The organism is Pseudomonas sp. S30, from assembly GCF_016518545.1.
Lineage (GTDB): Bacteria > Pseudomonadota > Gammaproteobacteria > Pseudomonadales > Pseudomonadaceae > Aquipseudomonas.
Genome location: NZ_JACVTO010000024.1, coordinates 16,194 through 36,927, shown reverse-complemented (window position 1 = coordinate 36,927; position 20,734 = coordinate 16,194). Strand labels below are relative to the sequence as shown.

The 20,734-nt window shown below is 64.6% G+C and carries 20 protein-coding genes; 8 read left to right on the top strand and 12 right to left on the bottom strand.

Going from position 1 to position 20,734, the window contains the following annotated elements:
* Positions 1-101 precede the first annotated feature (101 nt).
* Positions 102-1,181, top strand: coding sequence for a glycine cleavage system aminomethyltransferase GcvT (gcvT, locus tag IAE34_RS21485; RefSeq protein ID WP_200140968.1), 1,080 nt, complete (start codon positions 102-104; stop codon positions 1,179-1,181).
* A gap of 46 nt (positions 1,182-1,227) precedes the next feature.
* Entirely contained in the window at positions 1,228-1,611 is a 384-nt protein-coding gene (gcvH, locus tag IAE34_RS21480) for a glycine cleavage system protein GcvH (protein ID WP_200140967.1), read from the top strand.
* A gap of 46 nt (positions 1,612-1,657) precedes the next feature.
* On the opposite strand, the gene IAE34_RS21475 is transcribed toward gcvH, so the two are convergent.
* The 3 genes from IAE34_RS21475 to IAE34_RS21465 form a co-directional block, all read right to left on the bottom strand.
* A complete protein-coding gene (locus IAE34_RS21475; protein WP_200140966.1) occupies positions 1,658-1,969 on the bottom strand; it encodes a DUF2388 domain-containing protein in 312 nt (103 codons plus the stop codon).
* An 87-nt stretch (positions 1,970-2,056) separates the two neighbouring features.
* Entirely contained in the window at positions 2,057-3,733 is a 1,677-nt protein-coding gene (locus IAE34_RS21470; protein ID WP_200140965.1) for a GspE/PulE family protein, read from the bottom strand.
* 111 nt (positions 3,734-3,844) lie between these two features.
* Entirely contained in the window at positions 3,845-4,171 is a 327-nt protein-coding gene (locus IAE34_RS21465) for a hypothetical protein (protein WP_200140964.1), read from the bottom strand.
* A 124-nt stretch (positions 4,172-4,295) separates the two neighbouring features.
* Here IAE34_RS21465 and IAE34_RS21460 point away from each other — a divergent pair, with 124 nt between their 5' ends.
* Positions 4,296-4,760 (top strand): Lrp/AsnC family transcriptional regulator, encoded by a 465-nt coding sequence (locus tag IAE34_RS21460; RefSeq protein WP_200140963.1) that lies wholly within the window; start codon positions 4,296-4,298, stop codon positions 4,758-4,760.
* Between the two features lie 60 nt (positions 4,761-4,820).
* On the opposite strand, the gene ilvD is transcribed toward IAE34_RS21460, so the two are convergent.
* Positions 4,821-6,662, bottom strand: coding sequence for a dihydroxy-acid dehydratase (ilvD, locus tag IAE34_RS21455; protein WP_200140962.1), 1,842 nt, complete (start codon positions 6,660-6,662; stop codon positions 4,821-4,823).
* Positions 6,663-7,001: 339 nt separating this feature from the next.
* On the opposite strand from ilvD, the gene IAE34_RS21450 reads away from it, so the two are divergent.
* The gene (locus IAE34_RS21450; protein WP_200140961.1) at positions 7,002-8,084 is read left to right on the top strand and encodes a phosphatidylinositol-specific phospholipase C; all 1,083 of its coding nucleotides are present in this window, start codon (positions 7,002-7,004) and stop codon (positions 8,082-8,084) included.
* A 263-nt stretch (positions 8,085-8,347) separates the two neighbouring features.
* Positions 8,348-9,403, top strand: a complete 1,056-nt coding sequence (gene mgtE, locus IAE34_RS21445) for a magnesium transporter (RefSeq protein WP_200140960.1) — start codon at positions 8,348-8,350, stop codon at positions 9,401-9,403.
* Between the two features lie 70 nt (positions 9,404-9,473).
* Here the strand turns inward: mgtE and IAE34_RS21440 are convergent, their stop codons facing one another.
* From IAE34_RS21440 to IAE34_RS21430, 3 genes are all read right to left on the bottom strand, one after another.
* Positions 9,474-10,649 carry an MFS transporter gene (locus IAE34_RS21440; RefSeq protein ID WP_200140959.1) on the bottom strand — a complete coding sequence of 392 codons (1,176 nt, stop codon included), beginning with the start codon at positions 10,647-10,649 and terminating at the stop codon, positions 9,474-9,476.
* A gap of 204 nt (positions 10,650-10,853) precedes the next feature.
* Positions 10,854-12,050, bottom strand: a complete 1,197-nt coding sequence (locus IAE34_RS21435) for a class I SAM-dependent rRNA methyltransferase (protein WP_200140958.1) — start codon at positions 12,048-12,050, stop codon at positions 10,854-10,856.
* Between the two features lie 141 nt (positions 12,051-12,191).
* Positions 12,192-12,728 (bottom strand): type 1 glutamine amidotransferase domain-containing protein, encoded by a 537-nt coding sequence (locus IAE34_RS21430; protein WP_200140957.1) that lies wholly within the window; start codon positions 12,726-12,728, stop codon positions 12,192-12,194.
* A 195-nt stretch (positions 12,729-12,923) separates the two neighbouring features.
* On the opposite strand from IAE34_RS21430, the gene IAE34_RS21425 reads away from it, so the two are divergent.
* Positions 12,924-13,742, top strand: a complete 819-nt coding sequence (locus IAE34_RS21425) for an HDOD domain-containing protein (RefSeq protein WP_200140997.1) — start codon at positions 12,924-12,926, stop codon at positions 13,740-13,742.
* A 3-nt stretch (positions 13,743-13,745) separates the two neighbouring features.
* Complete coding sequence (gene mutM / locus IAE34_RS21420) at positions 13,746-14,558, top strand: bifunctional DNA-formamidopyrimidine glycosylase/DNA-(apurinic or apyrimidinic site) lyase (protein ID WP_200140956.1); 813 nt, start codon at positions 13,746-13,748, stop codon at positions 14,556-14,558.
* Positions 14,559-14,565: 7 nt separating this feature from the next.
* Here the strand turns inward: mutM and ggt are convergent, their stop codons facing one another.
* The 4 genes from ggt to IAE34_RS21400 form a co-directional block, all read right to left on the bottom strand.
* Entirely contained in the window at positions 14,566-16,248 is a 1,683-nt protein-coding gene (gene ggt, locus IAE34_RS21415; RefSeq protein ID WP_200140955.1) for a gamma-glutamyltransferase, read from the bottom strand.
* Positions 16,248-16,499 carry a YfhL family 4Fe-4S dicluster ferredoxin gene (locus tag IAE34_RS21410; RefSeq protein WP_200140954.1) on the bottom strand — a complete coding sequence of 84 codons (252 nt, stop codon included), beginning with the start codon at positions 16,497-16,499 and terminating at the stop codon, positions 16,248-16,250. Before IAE34_RS21410 ends, ggt begins: the two co-directional genes overlap by 1 nt.
* Before the next feature lie 122 nt (positions 16,500-16,621).
* Positions 16,622-17,104: a pantetheine-phosphate adenylyltransferase gene (gene coaD, locus IAE34_RS21405; protein WP_200140953.1), complete on the bottom strand. Its 483-nt coding sequence runs from the start codon at positions 17,102-17,104 to the stop codon at positions 16,622-16,624.
* A gap of 129 nt (positions 17,105-17,233) precedes the next feature.
* Complete coding sequence (locus IAE34_RS21400) at positions 17,234-18,664, bottom strand: coniferyl aldehyde dehydrogenase (RefSeq protein ID WP_200140952.1); 1,431 nt, start codon at positions 18,662-18,664, stop codon at positions 17,234-17,236.
* Positions 18,665-18,846: 182 nt separating this feature from the next.
* Between IAE34_RS21400 and IAE34_RS21395 the strand changes: the two genes are divergently transcribed.
* Positions 18,847-19,701, top strand: coding sequence for a sulfurtransferase (locus tag IAE34_RS21395; protein WP_200140951.1), 855 nt, complete (start codon positions 18,847-18,849; stop codon positions 19,699-19,701).
* 12 nt (positions 19,702-19,713) lie between these two features.
* Here IAE34_RS21395 and IAE34_RS21390 read toward each other — a convergent pair whose 3' ends face one another.
* The gene (locus IAE34_RS21390) at positions 19,714-20,706 is read right to left on the bottom strand and encodes a hydrolase (protein WP_200140950.1); all 993 of its coding nucleotides are present in this window, start codon (positions 20,704-20,706) and stop codon (positions 19,714-19,716) included.
* Between the last annotated feature and the right edge of the window lie 28 nt (positions 20,707-20,734).

Sequence of the window (20,734 nt, the reverse complement as noted above, 5' to 3'; positions counted from 1 at the left end):
GCTACAATGCGCGGCACTCGCAGAGACCGGTTGCGTATCCCCTGACATCGATCGCACCGCATCGGACGCCTCTGCCTCGCCACGCCCGGAAGGAGAAACCCATGGGACAGCGCACGCCCCTGTACGACCTGCACCTGGCGCTGGGCGCCAAGACGGTCGATTTCGGTGGTTGGGACATGCCCCTTCATTACGGCTCCCAGGTCGAAGAACACCACCAGGTCCGCCGTGATTGCGGCGTGTTCGACGTTTCCCATATGAGTGTCATCGACCTTCACGGCGCAGACGCCACCGCGTGGCTGCGTTACCTGCTGGCCAACGACGTAGCGCGCCTGGGTCGCGCTGGCAAGGCGCTCTACAGTCCGCTGCTCGATGAGCAGGGGGGCATCGTCGACGACCTTATCGTCTACCGCACCGAATCCGGCTACCGGCTGGTGGCCAACGCAGCCACTCGCGTGAAGGTCCTGGCCTGGCTGGAGCGCTGCCGTGAAGGGTTCTCGGTGCAGCTCACGCCGCAGGCGCTGGCCATCCTCGCCATCCAGGGTCCGCTGGCGCGCCAGAAGGTCGCCTCGTTGCTGAGCGCCGCGCGGGCGGCGCTGATCCGAGAGCTGGGGGTGTTCGAGGGGCAGGCCGAAGGCGACTGGTTCATTGCCCGTACCGGCTATACCGGCGAGGACGGCCTGGAAATCATCCTGCCTGGCGACCAGGCCGCCACCTTCTTCTACGATCTGGTCGGCGCCGGCATCGCCCCCAGTGGTCTTGGTGCCCGCGACACCCTGCGCCTCGAAGCGGGAATGAACCTCTATGGCCAGGACATTGACGAAACCCATACGCCGCTGACCTCCAACCTCGGCTGGAGCATCGCCTGGGAGCCGGCCGAACGGGATTTCATCGGTCGCGCTGGCCTGCTGGCCGAGATCGAGCGCGGCGTGCAGGAAAAACTGGTCGGCCTGGTGCTGGAGGAGCGCGGCGTCCTTCGCGCTCATCAGCCCGTTCGTGTCGCCGGAATTGGCGAAGGGGAGATTACCAGTGGTAGTTTCTCCCCTACGCTGAGCAAATCCATCGCGCTGGCGCGCGTCCCCATCGCCACGGGTGACCGCGCCGAGGTGGAAATTCGTGGCAAGTGGTACCCGGTGCGGGTGGTCAAGCCCACCTTCGTGCGCCATGGCAAAATTCTGATCTGAACCCTTCACGGCGGTAGCCGCTGAGCCAATCCGAGGAAAACGACACATGAGCAGCATTCCCGCCGAACTGCGTTTCGCCGAAAGCCACGAGTGGGCCCGCCTGGAGGCCGACGGCAGCGTCACCGTGGGCATCAGTGACCATGCCCAGGAAGCCCTGGGTGACGTGGTCTTCGTCGAGCTGGCAGAAGTCGGCAAGGTGTTCGCCGCCGGTGAGGCCGCCGGCGTGGTGGAGTCGGTCAAGGCCGCTTCGGACATCTACGCGCCGATCGCTGGAAAAGTGATCGCCGTCAACGAAGCGCTGGCCGACAGCCCGGAACAGCTCAACGAGCACCCCTACGACGCCTGGATCTTCAAGCTCGAACCCAGCGAAAAGGCACAGCTGGAGAACCTGCTGGACGCCAACGCCTACAAGGCGGCCATCGGCGAGTGAGGGACGGGGCAGCGAGCACGCTGCCCCTGCTTCTAGCCGACGCGACTCACTGGGTGGCGAGGTTGCGGCTCAGAATGGCGTTCGCCAACTCCATGTCGCTGGCTTGCACACCTGGATTGTCGGCCCGTACCTGACGCATCGCCGCCTCCAGGTAGGGGCCGCGGATGTTCCCCCCACTGGCCACGAAGCTGCCCGCATCGTCCTGTGCGGCGGCGACCAGCTTGTGGTCCTTGAATGTCATGTACGTGGAGCCGGTGGTCGCGCCCGACGAGAGGATGCCGCGCAACATACCGTCGGCCATGGCCGAGCCAAGCGGCAGGGACAGCAAGGCGGCTGCGAGAAGGGTTTTGACACGCATGGAAGATACCTCGGGAGGTTAGGGCGCAAAAGCGCGCTTTTGATCGCCGGGCCGGGAGCAAGTTCCTGGAGGTGCAGGGCAGCACGTTCAGCCGCACACCCTAAACACCTCCTGCAGGCTGGTCAGGCCTTGCGCAACCTTCTCCTCGCCGCACCGGCGCAGATCCCGCATGCCGTGTGCCAACGCTTGGTGACGAAAGCTGTCCAGGTCGGTTCGGGTGGCGATGCGAGCACGCAAAGCTTCGCAGAGCACCAGCAATTCGAACAGTCCCGTGCGCCCCAGATACCCCGTTCCGCGACATGTCCTACATGACCCGTCTGCGTTGTGAAGCTGTCCCCGGCAATCGGTGCAGAAGGTCCTGATCAGGCGCTGGGCCATCACTGCCACCAGGGTGGCCTTGATCAGGTAGTCAGCCACACCCAGCTCCTGCAAGCGGGTCACCGCAGCGCATGCGTCGTTGGTGTGCAGGGTGGAGAGCACCAGGTGACCGGTCAGGGCCGCCTGGACCGCCACCTGGGCCGTCTCGCGATCGCGAATCTCGCCGATCATGATGATGTCCGGATCTTGGCGCAGCAGGGCGCGCACGCCATTGGCGAAGGTCAGGTCCAGGCTCGGCTGGACCTGCAACTGATTGAAGCCCGGCTCCAGTCGTTCGATGGGGTCCTCGATGGTGCACAGATTCACCTCGGGGGTGGCCAGATGCTTGAGGCTGGCATACAGCGTGCTGGTCTTGCCCGAGCCGGTCGGGCCTGTGAGCAGGATGATGCCCTGGCGCCTGCTCAACAGGGCGTGCCATTGGGCGAGCAACGCGCCATCGAGCCCCAGGCGTTCGAAACTTTCGTGCAGTTGCTCGGGGTCGAACAGCCTTAGCACCAGTTTCTCTCCGAACGGGGTGGGCAGGGTGGAAAGGCGCAACTCCACCTCCTTGCCGCCGGCCAGGCGGCTGCGCAGACGCCCGTCCTGGGGCCGGCGCTTCTGCGCCACGTCCATGCGTGCGAGGTGCTTGAGGCGACTGACCAGCGCCAGGGTCACGCTGGCCGGAAAGCCATAGACAGTGTGCAGCAGGCCGTCGATGCGATAGCGAAGTCGCCCTTGATCCTGACGCGGCTCCAGGTGGATATCGCTGGCTCGCTGTTCCACCGCATAGGCCACCAGCCAGTCGGCGATATGCACGATGTGCGCGTCGTCGACAGTATCGCTGCAAGCGCTGGCGCCCTGTTCGAGCAAATGCTCCAGCGCGCCCAGGCTGGCACCCTGGCGCTGCGCTCCCTGGATGGACTGCGCCAGGTGCTCGCAGGTGTGGGTGAGCTGGCGAAGCTGCACCGGGTTGGCCAGCACCCGGCGGATGGGCAGGCCGAGGCTGCGTGCCAGGTCCGCTTCCCATCCACGCTGGTAGGGTTGAGCACTGGCCACGGTCACTCCACGTTCGTCCCGCGCCACGGCCATGATGCCGTGACAGCGCGCGAACGCTGGCGAAATCAGCCCATTGACGCGCGCCAGGTCGATTTTCAGCGGGTCCAGACGCCGATATACCTGACCGGTCTTGTCTGCCAGCCATTGGCACAGCGTGTCCAAATCCAGTATGCAATCCGGTCGCTGGCGGTCCGTCAGGTTCAGGTTGGCGAGAAGTTCGAGAGGGTGGAGCGCTGTGTTCCTGGCCTGTTCCAGTACCTTCAGCGTATCGCCCGGCTCCAGGCGCTGCTCGTCGAGCAGGGTTTCAAGCAGGCGATTGAGGTCCAGGCTGTGATCGTGGGCGTGGTACATGGCGGCATCCTTGCCGGTTAGTCGTTGGCCCGAGCAAGCTTAGCCATGAGGTGAGTCCAGGTCTGGAAAACTGGTTTCCGGATCTTGCAGCCTGGCGCCGGCCAGCGCGCCTCAGCCAGTGGACACCCCCGCAAGCCTTGGCGCGCTTTCAAGCAGCACCTGTTCTGCACACACCAGGTTGCGCATCTTCTGCGCGATCACCCCGGCACGGTGCCAGCTCAGTCCGGCGATACCGATTTCCAGATGCAGCAGGTCGTCATGCTGGGTCACCTGCATACTGTGGGGTGTCAGGCCTTGCAGGGCGAACAGGTTGAGTACTCGGCACAGGCTGTCCGGCTCGGCCTCGATCGCCAGGCGATAGCGAACGTCCGTGAGATGGGCGCTGGCGGCCCAGGCATCGCTGCGTGCTGGAGTATCGGGACGTTGAAGTGCGTTCATGGGATTCTCCAGATGGATGAACGCATTTTCCCTGGTTGAAACCGGAATTTCTTCGCTATTATCAGTCGGTTTATCAGCTCACGCGAATTGCATGAGTCTTTTTATAACGATTAGAGAATGAAACATGCAGAGCGAATTGGATGCCTACGATCGTCGCATTCTGGCACTGCTGCAGGAGGATGCATCGCTTTCCAGTGCACAGATCGCCGAGCGCATCGGCCTGTCGCAGTCGCCATGCTGGCGGAGAATTCAGCGCCTGAAAGACGAGGGGATCATCCGCGGCCAGGTCACCCTGCTGGATCGACGCAAGATCGGCCTGAATACGCAGATCTTCGCGGAAATAAAACTCAATGCCCACGGGCGCTCGAATTTCACCGAATTCACCGAGGCGATTCGCGGTTTTCCCGAAGTACTGGAATGCTATGTGCTGATGGGATCGGTGGATTTCCTGCTGCGCATCGTCACGGCCGACATCGAGGCGTACGAGCGCTTCTTCTTTGAAACGCTGTCCAACGTGCCCGGCATTCAAGAGGTGAACTCGATCGTGGCGCTGTCGGAGATCAAATCGACCACCTGCTTGCCGCTGTAACCGCGTCACACAAAAAAACCGGCGCACGGGGCGCCGGTTTTTTTGCAGGCCGGGATGCGATCAGAGCCCGTCGAGCAGGGCCTTGTTGCGGACCGCGCCCTTGTCGGCGCTGGTGGCCAGCAGTGCATAGGCCTTGAGGGCGGTGGTCACCTTGCGCGGGCGCGCTTCAGCCGGTTTCCAGCCCTTCTTGTCCTGTTCGGCTCGGCGCGCCGCCAGCGTCTCGTCGCTCACCAGCAGGTTGATCGAACGGTTGGGAATGTCGATCAAAACCTTGTCGCCGTCCATCACCAGACCGATGGCGCCGCCGGCAGCAGCTTCCGGCGAGGCATGGCCGATCGACAGCCCCGAGGTACCGCCGGAGAAGCGGCCGTCGGTGAGCAGGGCGCAGGCTTTGCCCAGCCCCTTGGACTTCAGGTACGAGGTGGGATAGAGCATTTCCTGCATGCCCGGACCACCCTTGGGACCTTCGTAGCGGATGATCACGATATCGCCGGCCTGCACCTGGTCGGCGAGGATGCCGCGCACGGCGCTGTCCTGGCTCTCGAAGATCTTCGCGTTGCCTTCGAACACATGGATCGACTCGTCCACGCCCGCCGTCTTCACCACGCAGCCGTCCAGCGCGATGTTGCCGTACAGCACGGCCAGGCCGCCCTCCTTCGAATAAGCGTGCTCGACGCTGCGAATGCAGCCGTTTTCACGGTCGTCGTCGAGGCTGTCCCAGCGCGTGGACTGGCTGAACGCAGTCTGGGTCGGAATGCCGGCCGGGCCGGCCTTGAAGAAGGTGTGCACGGCCTCGTCGTCGGTCTGGGTGATGTCCCACTTGGCGATGGCCTCTTCCATGCTGCGGCTGTGCACGGTCGGCAGGTCGGTGTGCAGCAGGCCACCGCGGGCCAGCGAGCCGAGGATGCTGAAAATGCCGCCGGCGCGGTGGACGTCTTCCATGTGGTACTTCTGGATGTTCGGCGCCACCTTGCACAGCTGCGGCACCGTGCGCGACAGGCGGTCGATGTCGCGCAGGTCGAACGCGACTTCGGCTTCCTGGGCGGCCGCCAGCAGGTGCAGGATGGTGTTGGTGGACCCGCCCATGGCGATGTCGAGCATCATGGCGTTCTCGAACGCCTTGAAGTTGGCGATGCTGCGCGGCAGCACAGAATCGTCGTTTTCGCCGTAATAGCGCTTGCACAGCTCGACGATGGTGCGCCCGGCGGTGAGGAACAGCTGTTCACGGTCGGCGTGGGTGGCCAGGGTCGAGCCATTGCCCGGCAGGGCCAGGCCCAGCGCTTCGGTGAGGCAGTTCATCGAGTTGGCGGTGAACATGCCGGAGCACGAACCGCAGGTCGGACAGGCGCTGCGCTCGTATTCGGCGACCTTTTCGTCGGAGGCCGAGGTGTCGGCGGCGATGACCATCGCATCCACCAAGTCCAGCCCGTGACTGGCCAGCTTGGTCTTGCCGGCTTCCATCGGCCCGCCGGAAACGAAGATCACCGGGATGTTCAGGCGCAGGGCGGCCATCAGCATGCCGGGGGTGATCTTGTCGCAGTTGGAGATGCACACCAGGGCATCGGCGCAGTGGGCGTTGACCATGTACTCGACCGCATCGGCGATGATCTCGCGGCTGGGCAGCGAGTACAGCATGCCGTCGTGGCCCATGGCGATGCCATCGTCCACGGCGATGGTGTTGAACTCCTTGGCCACGCCGCCGGCACGCTCGATCTCGCGGGCGACCAGCTGACCCAGGTCCTTGAGGTGCACATGCCCCGGGACGAACTGGGTGAAGGAGTTGGCGATGGCGATGATCGGCTTCTTGAAGTCGTCGTCCTTCATGCCGGTGGCGCGCCACAGCGCACGTGCACCGGCCATGTTGCGGCCGTGGGTGGAAGTCTTGGAACGGTAATCAGGCATGAAGCACTCCTGGCGGCTTGATCAGGTCACGAATTGGGGAGTGAGCTTCTCTCTTCCAGTGCGCCGAAGCCGGTTGCCGCTGGCACGGAGTGGGGCCGATGACCGTGCGGGATCGCCGCGGGCTCGACCAGAGCTCATAAACCCGCCGGGGATGACTGGCGATGAATAGCTCGATTCTACACCGCTGGCGCGTGGAAGGAATGCGCAAGCGCCTGCGAACCGAGGTGCGGTCACTGGCTGGCGGGTGATCCTTGGGCGTTCGCACAGCTATGTACCGCCGCGCCAGTGCTGCGGCCCCTACGCTGGACACCCATCGCTGGAAACCTGGAGAGCTCTACCATGCATGCCCCCCGCGCCCTTGCCTGGCTTGTCTGTGTGCTCATGCTCCTGTGCAACACGGCCACGGCCCATGATGACGATGCCTATTCACATTCTGCGAAGGATCGCTTCAGCGACAAGCGTCGCTGGATGAAGGATATCCGCGATGACGTGATGCTCAGTGAACTGGCGATCCCGGGAACCCATGACTCGGCCACCTTCAACAAGCACGTGTTCCCGATCGCCGATGACGTCATCGTGACCCAGACACTCGACTTCGACCAGCAGCTCGAATACGGCATTCGAGTACTGGATCTGCGCGTAAGACGTACCGGCAGCTCGCTGGCGCTGCACCACGGGCCGGTCTACCTCGACAAGATGTTCGGTTCGGCACTGGAATCCATCGCTCGGTTTCTCAAGGAGAACCCCAGCGAAACCGTGCTGTTTCGGCTTCGTGAAGAGCACACGCCCGACCCCGATGTACATATCAGTCTGGAGCAGGTGTTCAAGAACTACATGCAGCGCTATGAGGCGTTCTACCTGCCAGCGCCGCGGCGTGACATCACGTTGGGTGAGGTGCGTGGGAAATTCGTGCTGCTGTCCAATATCGGCAATCTCAATCCCTACGGGCTGAGCTACGCCAGTTTCGACATCCAGGACGACTATGCGCTGAGCACCAACTGGTCTTTGCATGACAAGTACATCAAGGTCATGCACCAGTTGTACCGAGCGGCTGCCGGCAACCCCCATACCTTCTATGTGAACTACCTGTCCGGTAGCGGAGGCGCCTTTCCCTATTTCGTGGCAAGCGGCCATGTCTCGCCCGGCACCGATGCGCCCAGATTGTCCACTGGGCTGGTGAGCGTCGGCGACATAGCCTGGTACACCAGCTTCCCCAGGACCACCTGCGTGATGCGCATCTGCACCATTTCGTTCGAGGGCACCAACGTGCTCACGCGCGATGACCTGAAGAAGCTGAACGAGGCCGGTACAGCCAAGCGAACCGTCGGCATCATCATGGCGGACTTCCCTGGCGAGTCGCTGATCGCGAACGTGATCGCCAATAACCATCATGTCGCACACGACCTTGGGGTGCCCAGGTAATCATCTTGCAGCGTGCCGGTAGGGCATTTCTGAAAGCTGCCAATATGGGGCATTCGCGACTGACGGCAGTCACCGACTTGGCTAACATCCGCCGCGCCGCATGTGCGGCTCGATGAGTCACTACCTCAATGGACCTTCCCAGTTTCAGTTCTTCGAGAACCTGCATTCTGGCACTGAGCGCGCCGTCGCCCGGGCTGCCGAAGGCTTGAGCCGCCGATGGGCGGAGTCTTCGGTCGCCCGCAGCGGCGCCTGGAGACCCTCCCATGCAACAGACCCCATCGCTGCTCGGCAATCCACTCGAACTGCGCCAGGCTGCGCAGGCGCAGCGCGATCGCTTTCTCGAGCTGGACGCCTACGAGCCGGGCACGGCCGGCGCGCTGATGATCAGCCAGTATTCGCACCTGGACAGCGGCCTCAGTGCCAGCCAGGCCATCGACATGCTGCGCCGCGAAGCGGCCGACGCCGAGACCATCTACCAATCCTACGTTGTGGATGCCGCGCGCAACCTGCTCGGTACGCTGTCGCTGCGTGAGTTGATCCTGGCCCCGCCGGAACAGCCGATCGACACCCTCATGGTGCGCAAGGTCATCTGCGTGACCACCGCCACGCGGCAGGAGGAGGTGGCGCGTCTGATCCGTCAGCACGACCTGCTGGCGCTGCCGGTGCTGGACGAGCTCGGGCGCCTGGTGGGCATCGTCACCTGCGACGAGGCGTTGGATGTGGTGGTGCAGGAAGCCACCGAAGATTTCCACAAGGGCGCCTCCATCACCAACCACATCGGTAATCTCAAGGATGCCACGCTCGGCCTGATGTACCGCAAGCGGGTGCTGTGGCTGGTGCTGCTGGTGTTCGGCAACCTGTTCTCCGGGGCGGGCATCGCCGCGTTCGAGGACACCATCGCCGCGCATATCGCCCTGGTGTTCTTCCTGCCCCTGCTGGTGGACAGCGGCGGCAACGCCGGCGCGCAATCGGCGACCCTGATGGTCCGTGGCCTGGCCACGGGCGAGGTGGTGCTGCGTGACTGGCTGCGGCTGCTGGGGCGCGAGTGCGGCGTGGCCCTGGCGCTGGGTGCGACCATGGCGGTGGCCGTGGCGTCCCTGGGCCTGCTGCGCGGTGGTGCGGACATCGCCCTCATCGTCGCCACCAGCATGCTGGTGATCGTGCTGATCGGCAGCCTGATCGGCATGAGCCTGCCATTCATGCTGAGCCGCCTGAAACTCGACCCTGCCACGGCCAGCGGGCCGCTGGTGACCTCCATCGCCGATGCGGTGGGCGTGCTGATCTACTTCGGCATCGCCTCGATGGTGCTGGAGCTGTAAGGCAGGGCAAGGTTGTGGTGGCAGAACGGCCAGGGTGGCCGAGCCTGGGCGTGGGCGGCATGCCCTCGACTCAGGCAACGGCTTCGCTCGCAGGCTGCGAGACAGCTTTGAGCACCCACGCGCCGCACAGGCTCACGCCGATGAAGCCGAAGCCCAGGCTCATCGGCAGGCGGGTTTCCATCAGCGCAATCAGTCCACTCGCCAGCCCTCCGATTGCGAACACCAACGTATTGCTCAGCGCCGCCGCAGCACCTGCGCGGTCAGGGTGACGCCCCATTGCAGCGCAGGTCGCCGCGGGCCTGAGGATCGTGGTGCCTGCCGTGCAGATCACCATGGGTACCAGGAGCGCCATGATCGACAGCGTGGTCACTGTGAGCCACACCACCAGCAATCCACCTGCCACACCGATGAGCCCGAGGCCAATGCGGATCTGAGAGTGTGCCGGTGCTCGCCGGCTGATCGCACTGGCGAGGATGCCACCTCCCAGGTAGGCACAGCCGTAGCCGAGAAAGACCATCGAAAAACCGTATTTGGAGAGTCCCAGGTGGTCCATGAGTAGTAAGGGTGAGACGACGATGAAGGAAAAATGGCAGGCGAAGGCGAACGCAGAAAATAGTGAGTAGGCCAGGAAGCGGAGGTCGCGAACCAGGAGGCCATAGCTTTTCATCGCGCCGGGCACAGGGGCCGTTGGGCGGGTGTTCTCCAGTTCCCTGGCACACAGCACGATCGCCAGGCAGGCAAAAGCACTGAACACATAGAAGCTTCCCTGCCAGCCCAACAGGTTTTGCAACACGCTACCCGCCAGGGGCGCGGTGGAGATGAACAGCCCGCTGGCTGTAATCAGAATTATTCTCAGGGTGTTGCGCCTGGACCCCGTGTACCTATCCTGAATGATAGCCTGACTCAAGGCGAAGCATCCGCAGCCAAGTGCTTGAAGTAGCCTGAAGGCTGTAAAACTCGCGTAGTTGTCAGAGAGGGCGCAGCCGAGCGCGCCGATGATCGCGGCGTACAGCCCTGCCTGTAGTAGCCTCTTGCGACCTATTCGATCTGACAAGGGCCCGATTGCGCACTGCGAGACGGCCACCCCGATCGCAAACAAGCTGACGGAGTACGAGGCGCTCGCGAGGCTGACGGAGAACTCCTGGCTCAAGGCTTGAAGCGAAGGAAGCACTACATCCACCGGGAACACGCCCAGTAGCGTCATCAGTGCAAGTAAGACAAGCAACCGCCGACCAGGGGAGCTCATGCGAATAGTCCTGCGCGTCAGTTCGAGTTGTGGTGTGCGTCAGGGTAGAAAGGAGCATTTCTGGAATAAAGTTTTTGAAAGGATGAAAGTTCTCAAAAGTTCGTAAGAGCTTTCGCTATTGCTTCCCAAGCCTGGACCGAGCATAAAAAAAGCCCGGTATCGAACATCCAATACCGGGCTCTTCACGACTACCAGAGGCTTAGGTCAGCTGTTGGGCAGCAACCGGCAAGTGATGCTCTTGATATAGCGGGTTTCGGCGATCGCCGGATGCACCGGGTGATCCGGGCCCTGGCCGCCGCGTTCGAGCAGTTGCAGGTTGCGGTCCAGGTGACGGGCGCTGGTCAGCAGGATGTTGTGCAGGTCGTCCTCGGGCAGGTGCATCGAGCACGAGGCGCTGACCAGAATGCCGTCCTTGTTCAGCATGCGCATGGCCTGCTCGTTCAGGCGACGATAGGCCGCTTCGCCGTTCTTGAGGTCTTTCTTGCGTTTGATGAACGCGGGCGGGTCGGCGATGATCACGTCGAAACGCTCTTCTGCCGCTTTCAGTTCACGCAGGGCTTCGAACACATCGCCTTCGATGCAGGTCAGCTTCTCGGCGATGCCGTTGAGCGATGCGTTGCGCTCCACGCCATCCAGGGCGAAGCCCGACGCGTCGACACAGAACACCTCGCTGGCGCCGAACGCGCCGGCCTGCACGCCCCAGCCGCCGATGTAACTGAACAGGTCCAGGACGCGCTTGCCTTTTACATAGGGCGCCAGCCGTGCGCGGTTCATGCGGTGGTCGTAGAACCAGCCGGTCTTCTGGCCTTCGCGGACCGGCGCTTCGAACTTCACGCCATTCTCTTCGAGGGCGACCCAGTCCGGCACTTCGCCGTACACCGTCTCGACATAACGCTCCAGGCCTTCGGCGTCGCGGGCGGCCGAGTCGTTCTTGAACAGGATGCCGCTGGGCTTGAGCACCTGCACCAGTGCCGCGATGACTTCATCCTTGTGTGCTTCCATGGTCGCAGACGCCAGCTGAACCACGAGGATGTCGTAAAAGCGGTCGACCACCAACCCTGGCAGCAGGTCGGAGTCGCCATAGACCAAGCGATAGCAGGGCTGGTCGAACAAGCGTTCGCGCAGAGACAGGGCCACGTTCAGCCGATGCACCAGCAGCGACTTGTCCAGCGCCAGTTTGGCATCGCGAGACAGCAGGCGAGCGCAGATCAGGTTGTTGGGGCTGACGGCGACCACGCCCAGGGGTTTGCCGTTGGCCGCTTCGAGGATCGCCTGCTGTCCGGCCTGCAGACCTTGCAGCGGCGTGGCCGCGACATCGACCTCATTGCTGTAGACCCACAGGTGACCGGCGCGCAGGCGGCGGTCGGCATTGGCTTTGAGGCGAAGGCTGGGCAGGGACATGGCGTCGCTCCGGAAAAAAGAGCGGGAGTATAGCCTGTCATGGGTACGATCCGAAGTCGGCGGCGACGGGGCGTACTGCCCAGCCCCCGACTTGCCTGCCCAGTGGCGCCCGGGCGGGCGCCGTGTGCTTCGGGCGCTGCCTCAGCTCAGTGCCTTGATCAACTGCTCGTTGAACGCCGGGATGTCATCAGGCTGTCGGCTGCTGATCAGATTGCCATCCACCACCACTTCTTCATCGACCCAATGACCGCCCGCATTGCGGATATCGTCCTGCAGAGTCTTGAAGCTGGTCAGGCGCTTACCCTTGATCAGATCGCAGGAGATCAGCAGCCAGCCGCCATGGCAGATCACGGCCAGTGGTTTACCGGCCGAGGCGTGCTGCTTGACCAGGTTCTGTGCACCAGCGATCAGGCGAATGGTGTCGGAGTTCTGCACACCACCCGGCAGCACCACGGCATCGTAGGACGTACCCTGAGCGTCATCGAAGGTGGCATCGACCTTGAAGCTGTCGGCTGGCTTATCATGATTCCAGCCGCGGACCTCGCCTGCTTTCTCGCCCAGGATCTGGACCTGGGCGCCCGCCTTGACCAACGCGTCGCGTGGGCCGGTCAGTTCGACCTGCTCGAAGCCGTCTGTCACGAGAAAGGCCACGCGCTTGCCGTTGAGTTGTGCAGTCATGGGTTGTTACTCCTTTTCTTCGATAGGTATGAGAAAGGAGGCTGTCGAGCCTAAAGTAAAGTTCCCGGCGAACGATCCAGTGGTTGGTGCCCTGCCGGCATACAGGGTTTAGAATCAACCGTCATTCCCGAGCGCCCCGTCATGTCCCAAGAACTCACCGCCGAACAGATCCAGCAAGCCTTGCAGGGCATCACCATTCCGCCCCAACCGCAGATCCTGGTAGACCTGCAGTTCGAGCAGTACATGCCCGACCCCGACCTTGAGACCATCGCCAAGCTGATCGCCCAGGACCCCGGGCTGTCCGGTGCGCTGCTCAAACTGGTCAACTCGGCGCAGTTCGGCCTGGCCAACAAGATCGGCTCGATCCAGCGCGCGGTGAACCTGCTGGGCAGCCGTTCGATCATCAACCTGATCAATGCGCAGTCGATCAAGGGCGAGATGAGCGACGAGACCATCGTCACCCTCAACCGCTTCTGGGATACCGCCCAGGACGTGGCCATGACCTGCCTGACGCTGGCCAAGCGGACCGGTATCCAGGCGGTGGACGAGGCCTACACCCTTGGCCTGTTCCATGATTGCGGCGTGCCGCTGATGATCAAGCGTTTCCCCGATTACATGGACGTGCTGGAGCAGGCCTACGCCCAGGCCAGTGAGGACAACCGGGTGGTGGACACCGAGAACCGCGCCTTCAACACCAACCACTCGGTGGTGGGCTACTTCACGGCCAAGTCGTGGCGCCTGCCCGAGCACATCAGTGGGGCCATCGCCAACCATCACAATGCCCTGGCGATCCTGCGCGACGACTCATCGCGCAATACCCAGACCCAGCTCAAGAACCTCTTGGCGGTGCTGAAGATGGCCGAGCATATCTGCGCGTCCTACCAGGTGCTGGGTAATCAGAACGTGGATCATGAATGGAACGCGGTAGGGCCTTTGGTACTCGATTACATCGGGCTGTCGGACTACGAGTTCGAAAGCCTGAAGCAGAACATTCGCGAAATGAGTGGCCGTTGATCCATGCCAGAGTTGCCGGAAGTCGAAACCACGCGGCGCGGAATCGCGCCTCATCTCGAAGGACAGCGGGTCAGCCGCGTGGTGGTGCGCGATCGGCGCCTGCGCTGGCCGATTCCGGAAGACCTGGATGTGCGGCTTTCGGGGCAGCGCATCGTCAGCGTGGAGCGTCGGGCCAAGTACCTGCTGATCAACGCCGAGGTCGGCACCTTGATCAGCCACCTGGGCATGTCGGGCAATCTGCGCCTGGTCGAGCAGGGCTTGCCGGCGGCCAAGCACGAGCATGTGGACATCGAGCTGGAGTCTGGCCTGATGCTGCGCTACACCGATCCCCGGCGCTTTGGCGCGATGCTCTGGAGCCAGGACCCGCTCGGCCATGAGCTGCTGGTGCGCCTGGGGCCGGAGCCGTTGACCGAGCTGTTCGATGGCGAGCGTCTGTTCCAGCTGTCCCGTGGACGCTCGATGGCGGTCAAGCCGTTCATCATGGACAACGCGGTGGTGGTCGGGGTGGGCAACATCTACGCCACCGAGGCCCTGTTCGCCGCGGGTATCGATCCGCGCCGGGAGGCCGGCGGCATCAGTCGGGCGCGCTACCTCAAGCTGGCGATCGAGATCAAGCGGGTGCTGGCGGCGGCGATCGAGCGCGGCGGCACCACGCTGCGCGACTTCATCGGCGGTGACGGCCAGCCGGGCTATTTCCAGCAGGAGCTGTTCGCCTACGGGCGCGGTGGCGAGGCCTGCAAGGTGTGCGGCACGCTCTTGCGCGAGGTGAAGCTGGGCCAGCGCGCCAGCGTGTTCTGCCCGCGCTGCCAGCGCTGAGTAGCGATCATTCCAAGACGCTGGCCTGGCCTTCACCGCGGGGATCACTTGCCGCTTCAAGGGTGTTGGCGCGCTTGTTCCAGTACAGGACCTGCTGATTCCCGTAGCTGCGTTGCAGATCCTTGAGGGTGTAACCGCGCGCGCGCAGCGCCTGCTGCTGACGATCGTCGAAGGTGCCGGGTTCGTGCTCGATCACATCCGGTAGGTACTGGTGGTGATAGCGCGGGGTGGCTGGCCAGTCGCGCACCGGTCGCCCCTCAAGGAAACCCAGCATCGACAGCAGCACCATGCTCGGAATCCGGCTGCCGCCTGGGGTGCCGAAGCTGGCGAACTGCGAGGGGCTCTCGATGAAGCTGGGGCTCATGCTCGACAACGGGCGCTTGCCGGCTGCCACCGCATTGGCCTGACTGCCGGCCAGCCCATAGCTGTTGCTGCCGGTGGGGTCGGCGGCGAAATCGTCCATCTCGTTGTTCAACACCACGCCGCTGCCCGGCACGGTGAAGGCGGCGCCGAACGGCAGGTTGACCGACAGGGTAGCGGATACGGCGTTGCCCGCGCCGTCGATCACCGTGAAGTGAGTGGTGTGATCCCCTTCGCGCCAGGCCGGTGCGGCGGGCAGGGCAGTGCTGGGGGTGGCCTGGTACACGTCGATGCCGTCGGCCAGGTGGGCCAGGTACTGGCGCCCCAGCAGGCGGTTCAGCGGATTGGCGACGTAGTCTGGATCGCCCAGCAGGCCACGGTCTCGGTACGCCCGTCGCAGCACCTCCACCACGTAATGGCTGCGCTGCACCGGCTCGGCGCTCTGCCACGGCAGACGCTGGAGCATCGCCAGGCTCTGGGCCAGGGCCACGCCGCCCGCAGAAGGCGGCGGGCTGCTGATCAGCTCGCGCCGATCGGCCAGGGTGTAGCGCAGGGGCTCGCGCCAGGCGGTGCGATAACCGGCCATGTCATCGAGCGTCCACAGGCCACCCGCCTGTTGCACGCCCTCGACCAGTGTGCGGGCCACGCTACCGCGATAGAAGCCGTCGCTGCCGTGATCGGCCAGCGCTTGCAGGGTGGTCGCCAGCTCGGGCTGGCGTATGCGCGCGCCCAGCGCAGGAATTTGCGCGTCGCGCAGGAACAGGCGGGCACTTTCGGGGTTCTCGCGCAGCGCTGCCAGGCGCATGCTGGCGCGGTCGCGATAGAGACGGTCGACACTGAAGCCCTGGTTCGCCAGGCGGATGGCAGGGGCCAGGCTGTCCCTGAGCGGCAGCTTGCCGTGGGTGGCTGCCAGCTCCGCCAGGGCATAGGGCAGCCCTGGAATGGCCGCGGCCAGCGCACCGTTGATCGACAGGTTTGCGCTGATCTTGCCGTTTTCCAGGTACATGCCTGCCGAGGCGGCGCCAGGCGCACGCTCGCGGGCATCGAGAAAGCGGTAGCGTGCCGGCTGGCCTGACTCGCGCAGCAGGAAGAAGCCGCCGCCACCGAGCCCCGAGCCGTAGGGTTCCACCACCGCCAGTGCGGCGCTGATGGCGATGGCCGCATCGAAGGCGTTGCCGCCGCGTTGCAGCACCTGCCGCGCCGCTTCGGTGGCGTCGGCGTGAGGGCTGGCGATGGCCGCGCGGCCAGGACCCTCGGCGAACGCGGCGCTGGCCAGCAGCGCCAGGACGGCGCCGAGGGCCGCAGGGCGAATCGCGCCGACCAAAGGCATCAGGCCTTGCCAGTGATCCGGCGGTACTTGGCCATCAGCTCATCCTCGGACTCCGGATGCGCCTCGTCCAGTGGAATGCAGTCCACCGGGCAGACCTGCTGGCATTGCGGTTCGTCGTAGTGGCCCACGCATTGGGTGCACAGGTTCGGATCGATCACGTAGATCTCTTCGCCCTGGGAGATGGCGGCGTTCGGGCACTCGGGTTCGCAGACGTCGCAATTGATGCAATCGTCGGTGATGATCAGGGACATTGGGACTCCGGCCAGGACGCATCGTCCAGGCATGTATCAAGGCAATGGGCACAATTGTGCCGCATTCACGCGCCCAGTGCACGCGGCACCCGCCCGGCTGACGGGTCGAGCGCCGCCCGCCGTCAGGACTTCTTGAAACGCTCGGTCAGCGCCTCGGCCACCGAGGGATGGACGAACTTGGTGATGTCGCCGCCCAGCGCTGCGATCTCCCGCACCAGGGTCGAGGAGATGAACGAATAGCGCTCCGAGGGCGTGAGGAACAGGCTCTCGACGTCCGGCGCCAGTTGCCGGTTCATGTTCGCCAGCTGGAATTCGTACTCGAAGTCGGACACCGCGCGCAGGCCGCGCAGCAGCACGTTGGCGCCCTGTTCCTTGGCGAAGTGCGCCAGCAGGGTCGAGAAACCGATGACTTCGACGTTGGGCAGGTGCTGGGTGACTTCCCGTGCCAGCGCCACCCGTTGTTCCAGCGGGAACAGTGGGTTCTTCTTGGGGCTGGCCGCCACCGCGATGATCACATGGTCGAACAGGCGGGAGGCACGTTCCACCAAGTCGCCATGACCTTTGGTAATGGGGTCGAAAGTACCCGGGTACAACACTCGGTTCATCGCGTCATCCTGGCTGGAGTGCGTTGGGGAGTCGGATGTTAGCGCAGCGACCGCCGCCCGGCCAAGTCATGTGACCGGCCGATGGCACTATAGACAGTGCGATGACGGGCTGTCATGCGCAGGCGTTCGTCAACGGATGAACAGCCGTTGAATGACGCGCTGCAACCGCGTGCCGTAGGGCGGGTAGATCAGCCGGGCGAGGTTCATCTGCCCCTTGGCCAGCACCGCCTTGGCCTTGCTGAAGGTCTGGAAACCCGCCTGGCCGTGGTAGTGCCCCATGCCGGAAGGTCCGATGCCACCGAAGGGCAGGTCGTCCTGGGCCACGTGGAGCAGGGTATCGTTCAGGCATACGCCGCCCGAGTGACTCTCTTGCAGCACTCGCGCCTGCTGGCTGCGATCGTAACCGAAGTAGTATAGCGCCAGCGGGCGAGGCCGCTGGGCGATGTAGGCCAGGGCGTCGTCGAGGGAATCGTAGGGCAGCAGCGGCAGCAGCGGGCCGAAGATCTCGTCCTGCATCACCTGCATGTCCTCGCTCACGTCCAGCAGCAGGTGAGGCGGCAGGCGTCTGCCCTGTCGGGTCTCGTGGGGATACAGATCGAGCACCTGTGCGCCCCTGTCCCGGGCGTCCTGCAGCAGCTGTTCGAGGCGCTGCAGCTGTCTGGCATTGATGATGGCGCTGTAGTCCGGGTTGTCGGCGATGCGTGGGTAGAGTCGCTTGACCGCCGCCTCGTAGGCCTGGGCGAAGGTCTTCAGGTGCTGACGCGGAACCAGCACGTAGTCCGGCGCCACGCAGGTCTGCCCGGCGTTGAGTGTCTTGCCGAAGGCGATGCGCTCGGCGGCGGTCGCCAGGGGCATGTCGGCAGCGACGATGACGGGTGACTTGCCTCCCAGTTCGAGGGTCACCGGCGTGAGGTTATGGGCGGCGGCCTGCATCACCTGACGGCCCACGGACGTGGCGCCGGTGAACAGCAGGTGGTCGAACGGCAGGCGGGCGAAGGCCTGGCCGACCTCGACCTCGCCCAGCACCACCGCCACCAGATCGCTCGGGAACGCCTGCTCGAGCAGGCGCTTGAGCAGCGCACCGGTGTGCGGCGTGGCCTCGCTGAGCTTGAGCATGACCCGGTTGCCGGCTGCCAGGGCGTCGGTCAGCGGGCCCATGCTGAGAAACAGCGGGTAGTTCCACGGCACGATGATGCCGACCACGCCCAAGGGTTGCCACACCACCTGGGCACGGGCCGGCTGGAAAGCCAGCCCGACCTTGCGCCGCTGCGGCCTCATCCATGCGTCCAGGCGGCGCTCGGCATGCCGCAACCCTTGCACCGCCGGCAGCAGCTCGGCGTGCAGGGTTTCATCGGCGCTGCGGCCATCGAAGTCGAGGTCGATGGCGTCGATCAGGGCCTGCCGATTCGCCAGCAGGGTCTGGCGCAGGTGCCTCAACCACTGCCTGCGCTGGGCGGCCGGGGGCATCGGATGGGCGTCGAAGGCGCGACGTTGTGCAGCGAACAACCGATCCAGGGTGAGGTCGGATGATGGGACGGACGAGGGAATGGAGGAACTCACGGCAGCTCCGTACGAAAGGGGCGAGCGCCCAGCTTATACTCCCATTCGCCTCCTTGGGTGAGCAGGCAGCGGTTGCCGTCAGCGGCACCCCACCTCACCGCCACCCGTCGAGTTGCGTCGCCGATTCAACCGGGACCTGGCACCTGAGGCCGGAGTTTTCCTGTCATCGTTAGGAGACTGTCATGCCGCTTGCGCAATTGATCACCCCGCCGCAGTTGGCCGAGCGCCTGGGCTCGCCGGGGCTGGTGATTCTGGACTGCCGCTTCGCCCTGGACGACGCCGACCATGGCCAGCGCAGCTTCGCCGAAGGCCACCTCGAAGGGGCCCACTTCGCCGACCTGGAACGTGATCTCAGTGGCCCTGTGGTCAAGGGCCTGACCGGTCGCCATCCGCTGCCAGACCCGCAGCGCCTGAGCGAGCGGCTGCGCACCTGGGGCGTGGACCACGACAGCCAGGTGGTGCTCTATGACGACGGCCCGGGCCTGTATGCCGCGCGGGCCTGGTGGTTGCTCGCCTGGCTGGGCAAGCGTGACGGCGTGTTCGTGCTCGACGGCGGTCTGAAGGCCTGGCACGCCGCCCATCTACCCCTGAGCCTGGATCCGCCTTCGCAGCGAGAGGGCAACTTCAGCGGGCGGCCGGATCCGGCGCTGCTGGTCGATGCCGAGCACCTGGCCAAGCGTCTCGGGGCCGCCGACCTGACGCTGATCGATGCCCGTGCGCTGCCGCGCTTTCGCGGCGAGGTCGAGCCGCTCGACCCGGTGGCCGGGCACATTCCTGGCGCCCGATGCGCCGCCTTCACCGACAACCTGGGGCCGGACGGACGCTTTCTGACCCCCGCGCAACTGCGTCAGCGTTTCGAGGCAGCCCTCGCTGGGCGCGCGCCCGAGCAGTTGGTGGCGTACTGCGGCTCTGGCGTCAGCGCCTGTCACAACCTGTTCGCCATGGCCCTGGCCGGTTACCCGCTGGGGCGCCTGTATGCCGGTTCCTGGAGCGAATGGATCAACGACGCCAGCCGTGGCGTGGCGACCGGCGACTGAGCCGCCCAGGGTTTACCGCCCCGTGGCCAGCCACTGCGGTATGCGTCGCTCCAGGTAATAGCCCGGGCGACGCAAGCTGCCCTCGACGAAGCCCACATGGCCACCGTGCCGATGCAGTTCGAAGGTGGTGCCCGGTGCCAGTTCCTGTGCGGTGGGCAGGCTGTGATCGAACACGAAGGGATCGTCCTGAGCCTGGATGATCAGGCTGGGCGTGCGGTTGCGGCCCAGATAGTAGCGGCTCGAGGCCTGCCGATAATAGTCGTGGGCATCGCTGAAGCCGTGCAGCGGCGCCGTCACCTGTCCATCGAAGTCCCAGAAAGTGCGCAGGTTGCGCAGCGGACCCAGACGCTCCAGTGCTGCCAGGCCTTCCTGGTGACCCTTGGCCTGGAAATGACGGCGCTTGTCCTGCACGTAGTTCAGCATTTCGCGCATGAAGTGCGCCTGGTAGACCCTGGAAAAGCCCAGGCCGATACGGTCGGCGCATTGATCCAGGCGAAACGGCACCGATACGGCCACGGCGGCCTGCACCGTGCTGTCGAGACCGCTTTCGCCCAGGTACTTGAGCAGCACGTTGCCCCCCAGGGAGTAGCCCACGGCGTACAGCGGCCTCAACGGGTGGCGCGCGCGCAGATGACTAAGGGTTTCGGCAAGGTCTTCGCTCGCGCCTGAGTGGTAGCTGCGGGCGAGCCGGTTGGGCTCGCCCGAGCAGCCACGCCAGTTCAGCGCGACACTGGCCCAGCCCTGTGAGTCGAGCGCCTGCTGCAGGCCCGTGATGTAAGGGGAGTCGGACGAGCCGGTCAGCCCGTGCAACAGCAGCACCAGGGGGGTATCCGCCTGCTCGGGCCCGTACCAGTCCAGGTCGAGGAAGTCGCCATCCTCGAGCCACAGACGCTCGCGACGGCGCGACAGGGTGGCGCGCCTGCGCCACAGCGGCCCCCAGAGTGTCTGCAGGTGTGGATTGGACAGCCCGGCAGCGGGGCGAAAGGCGGCGGTGAGACTGGGCATGCAGGGCAACTCTGTGGTGACCCCCCTA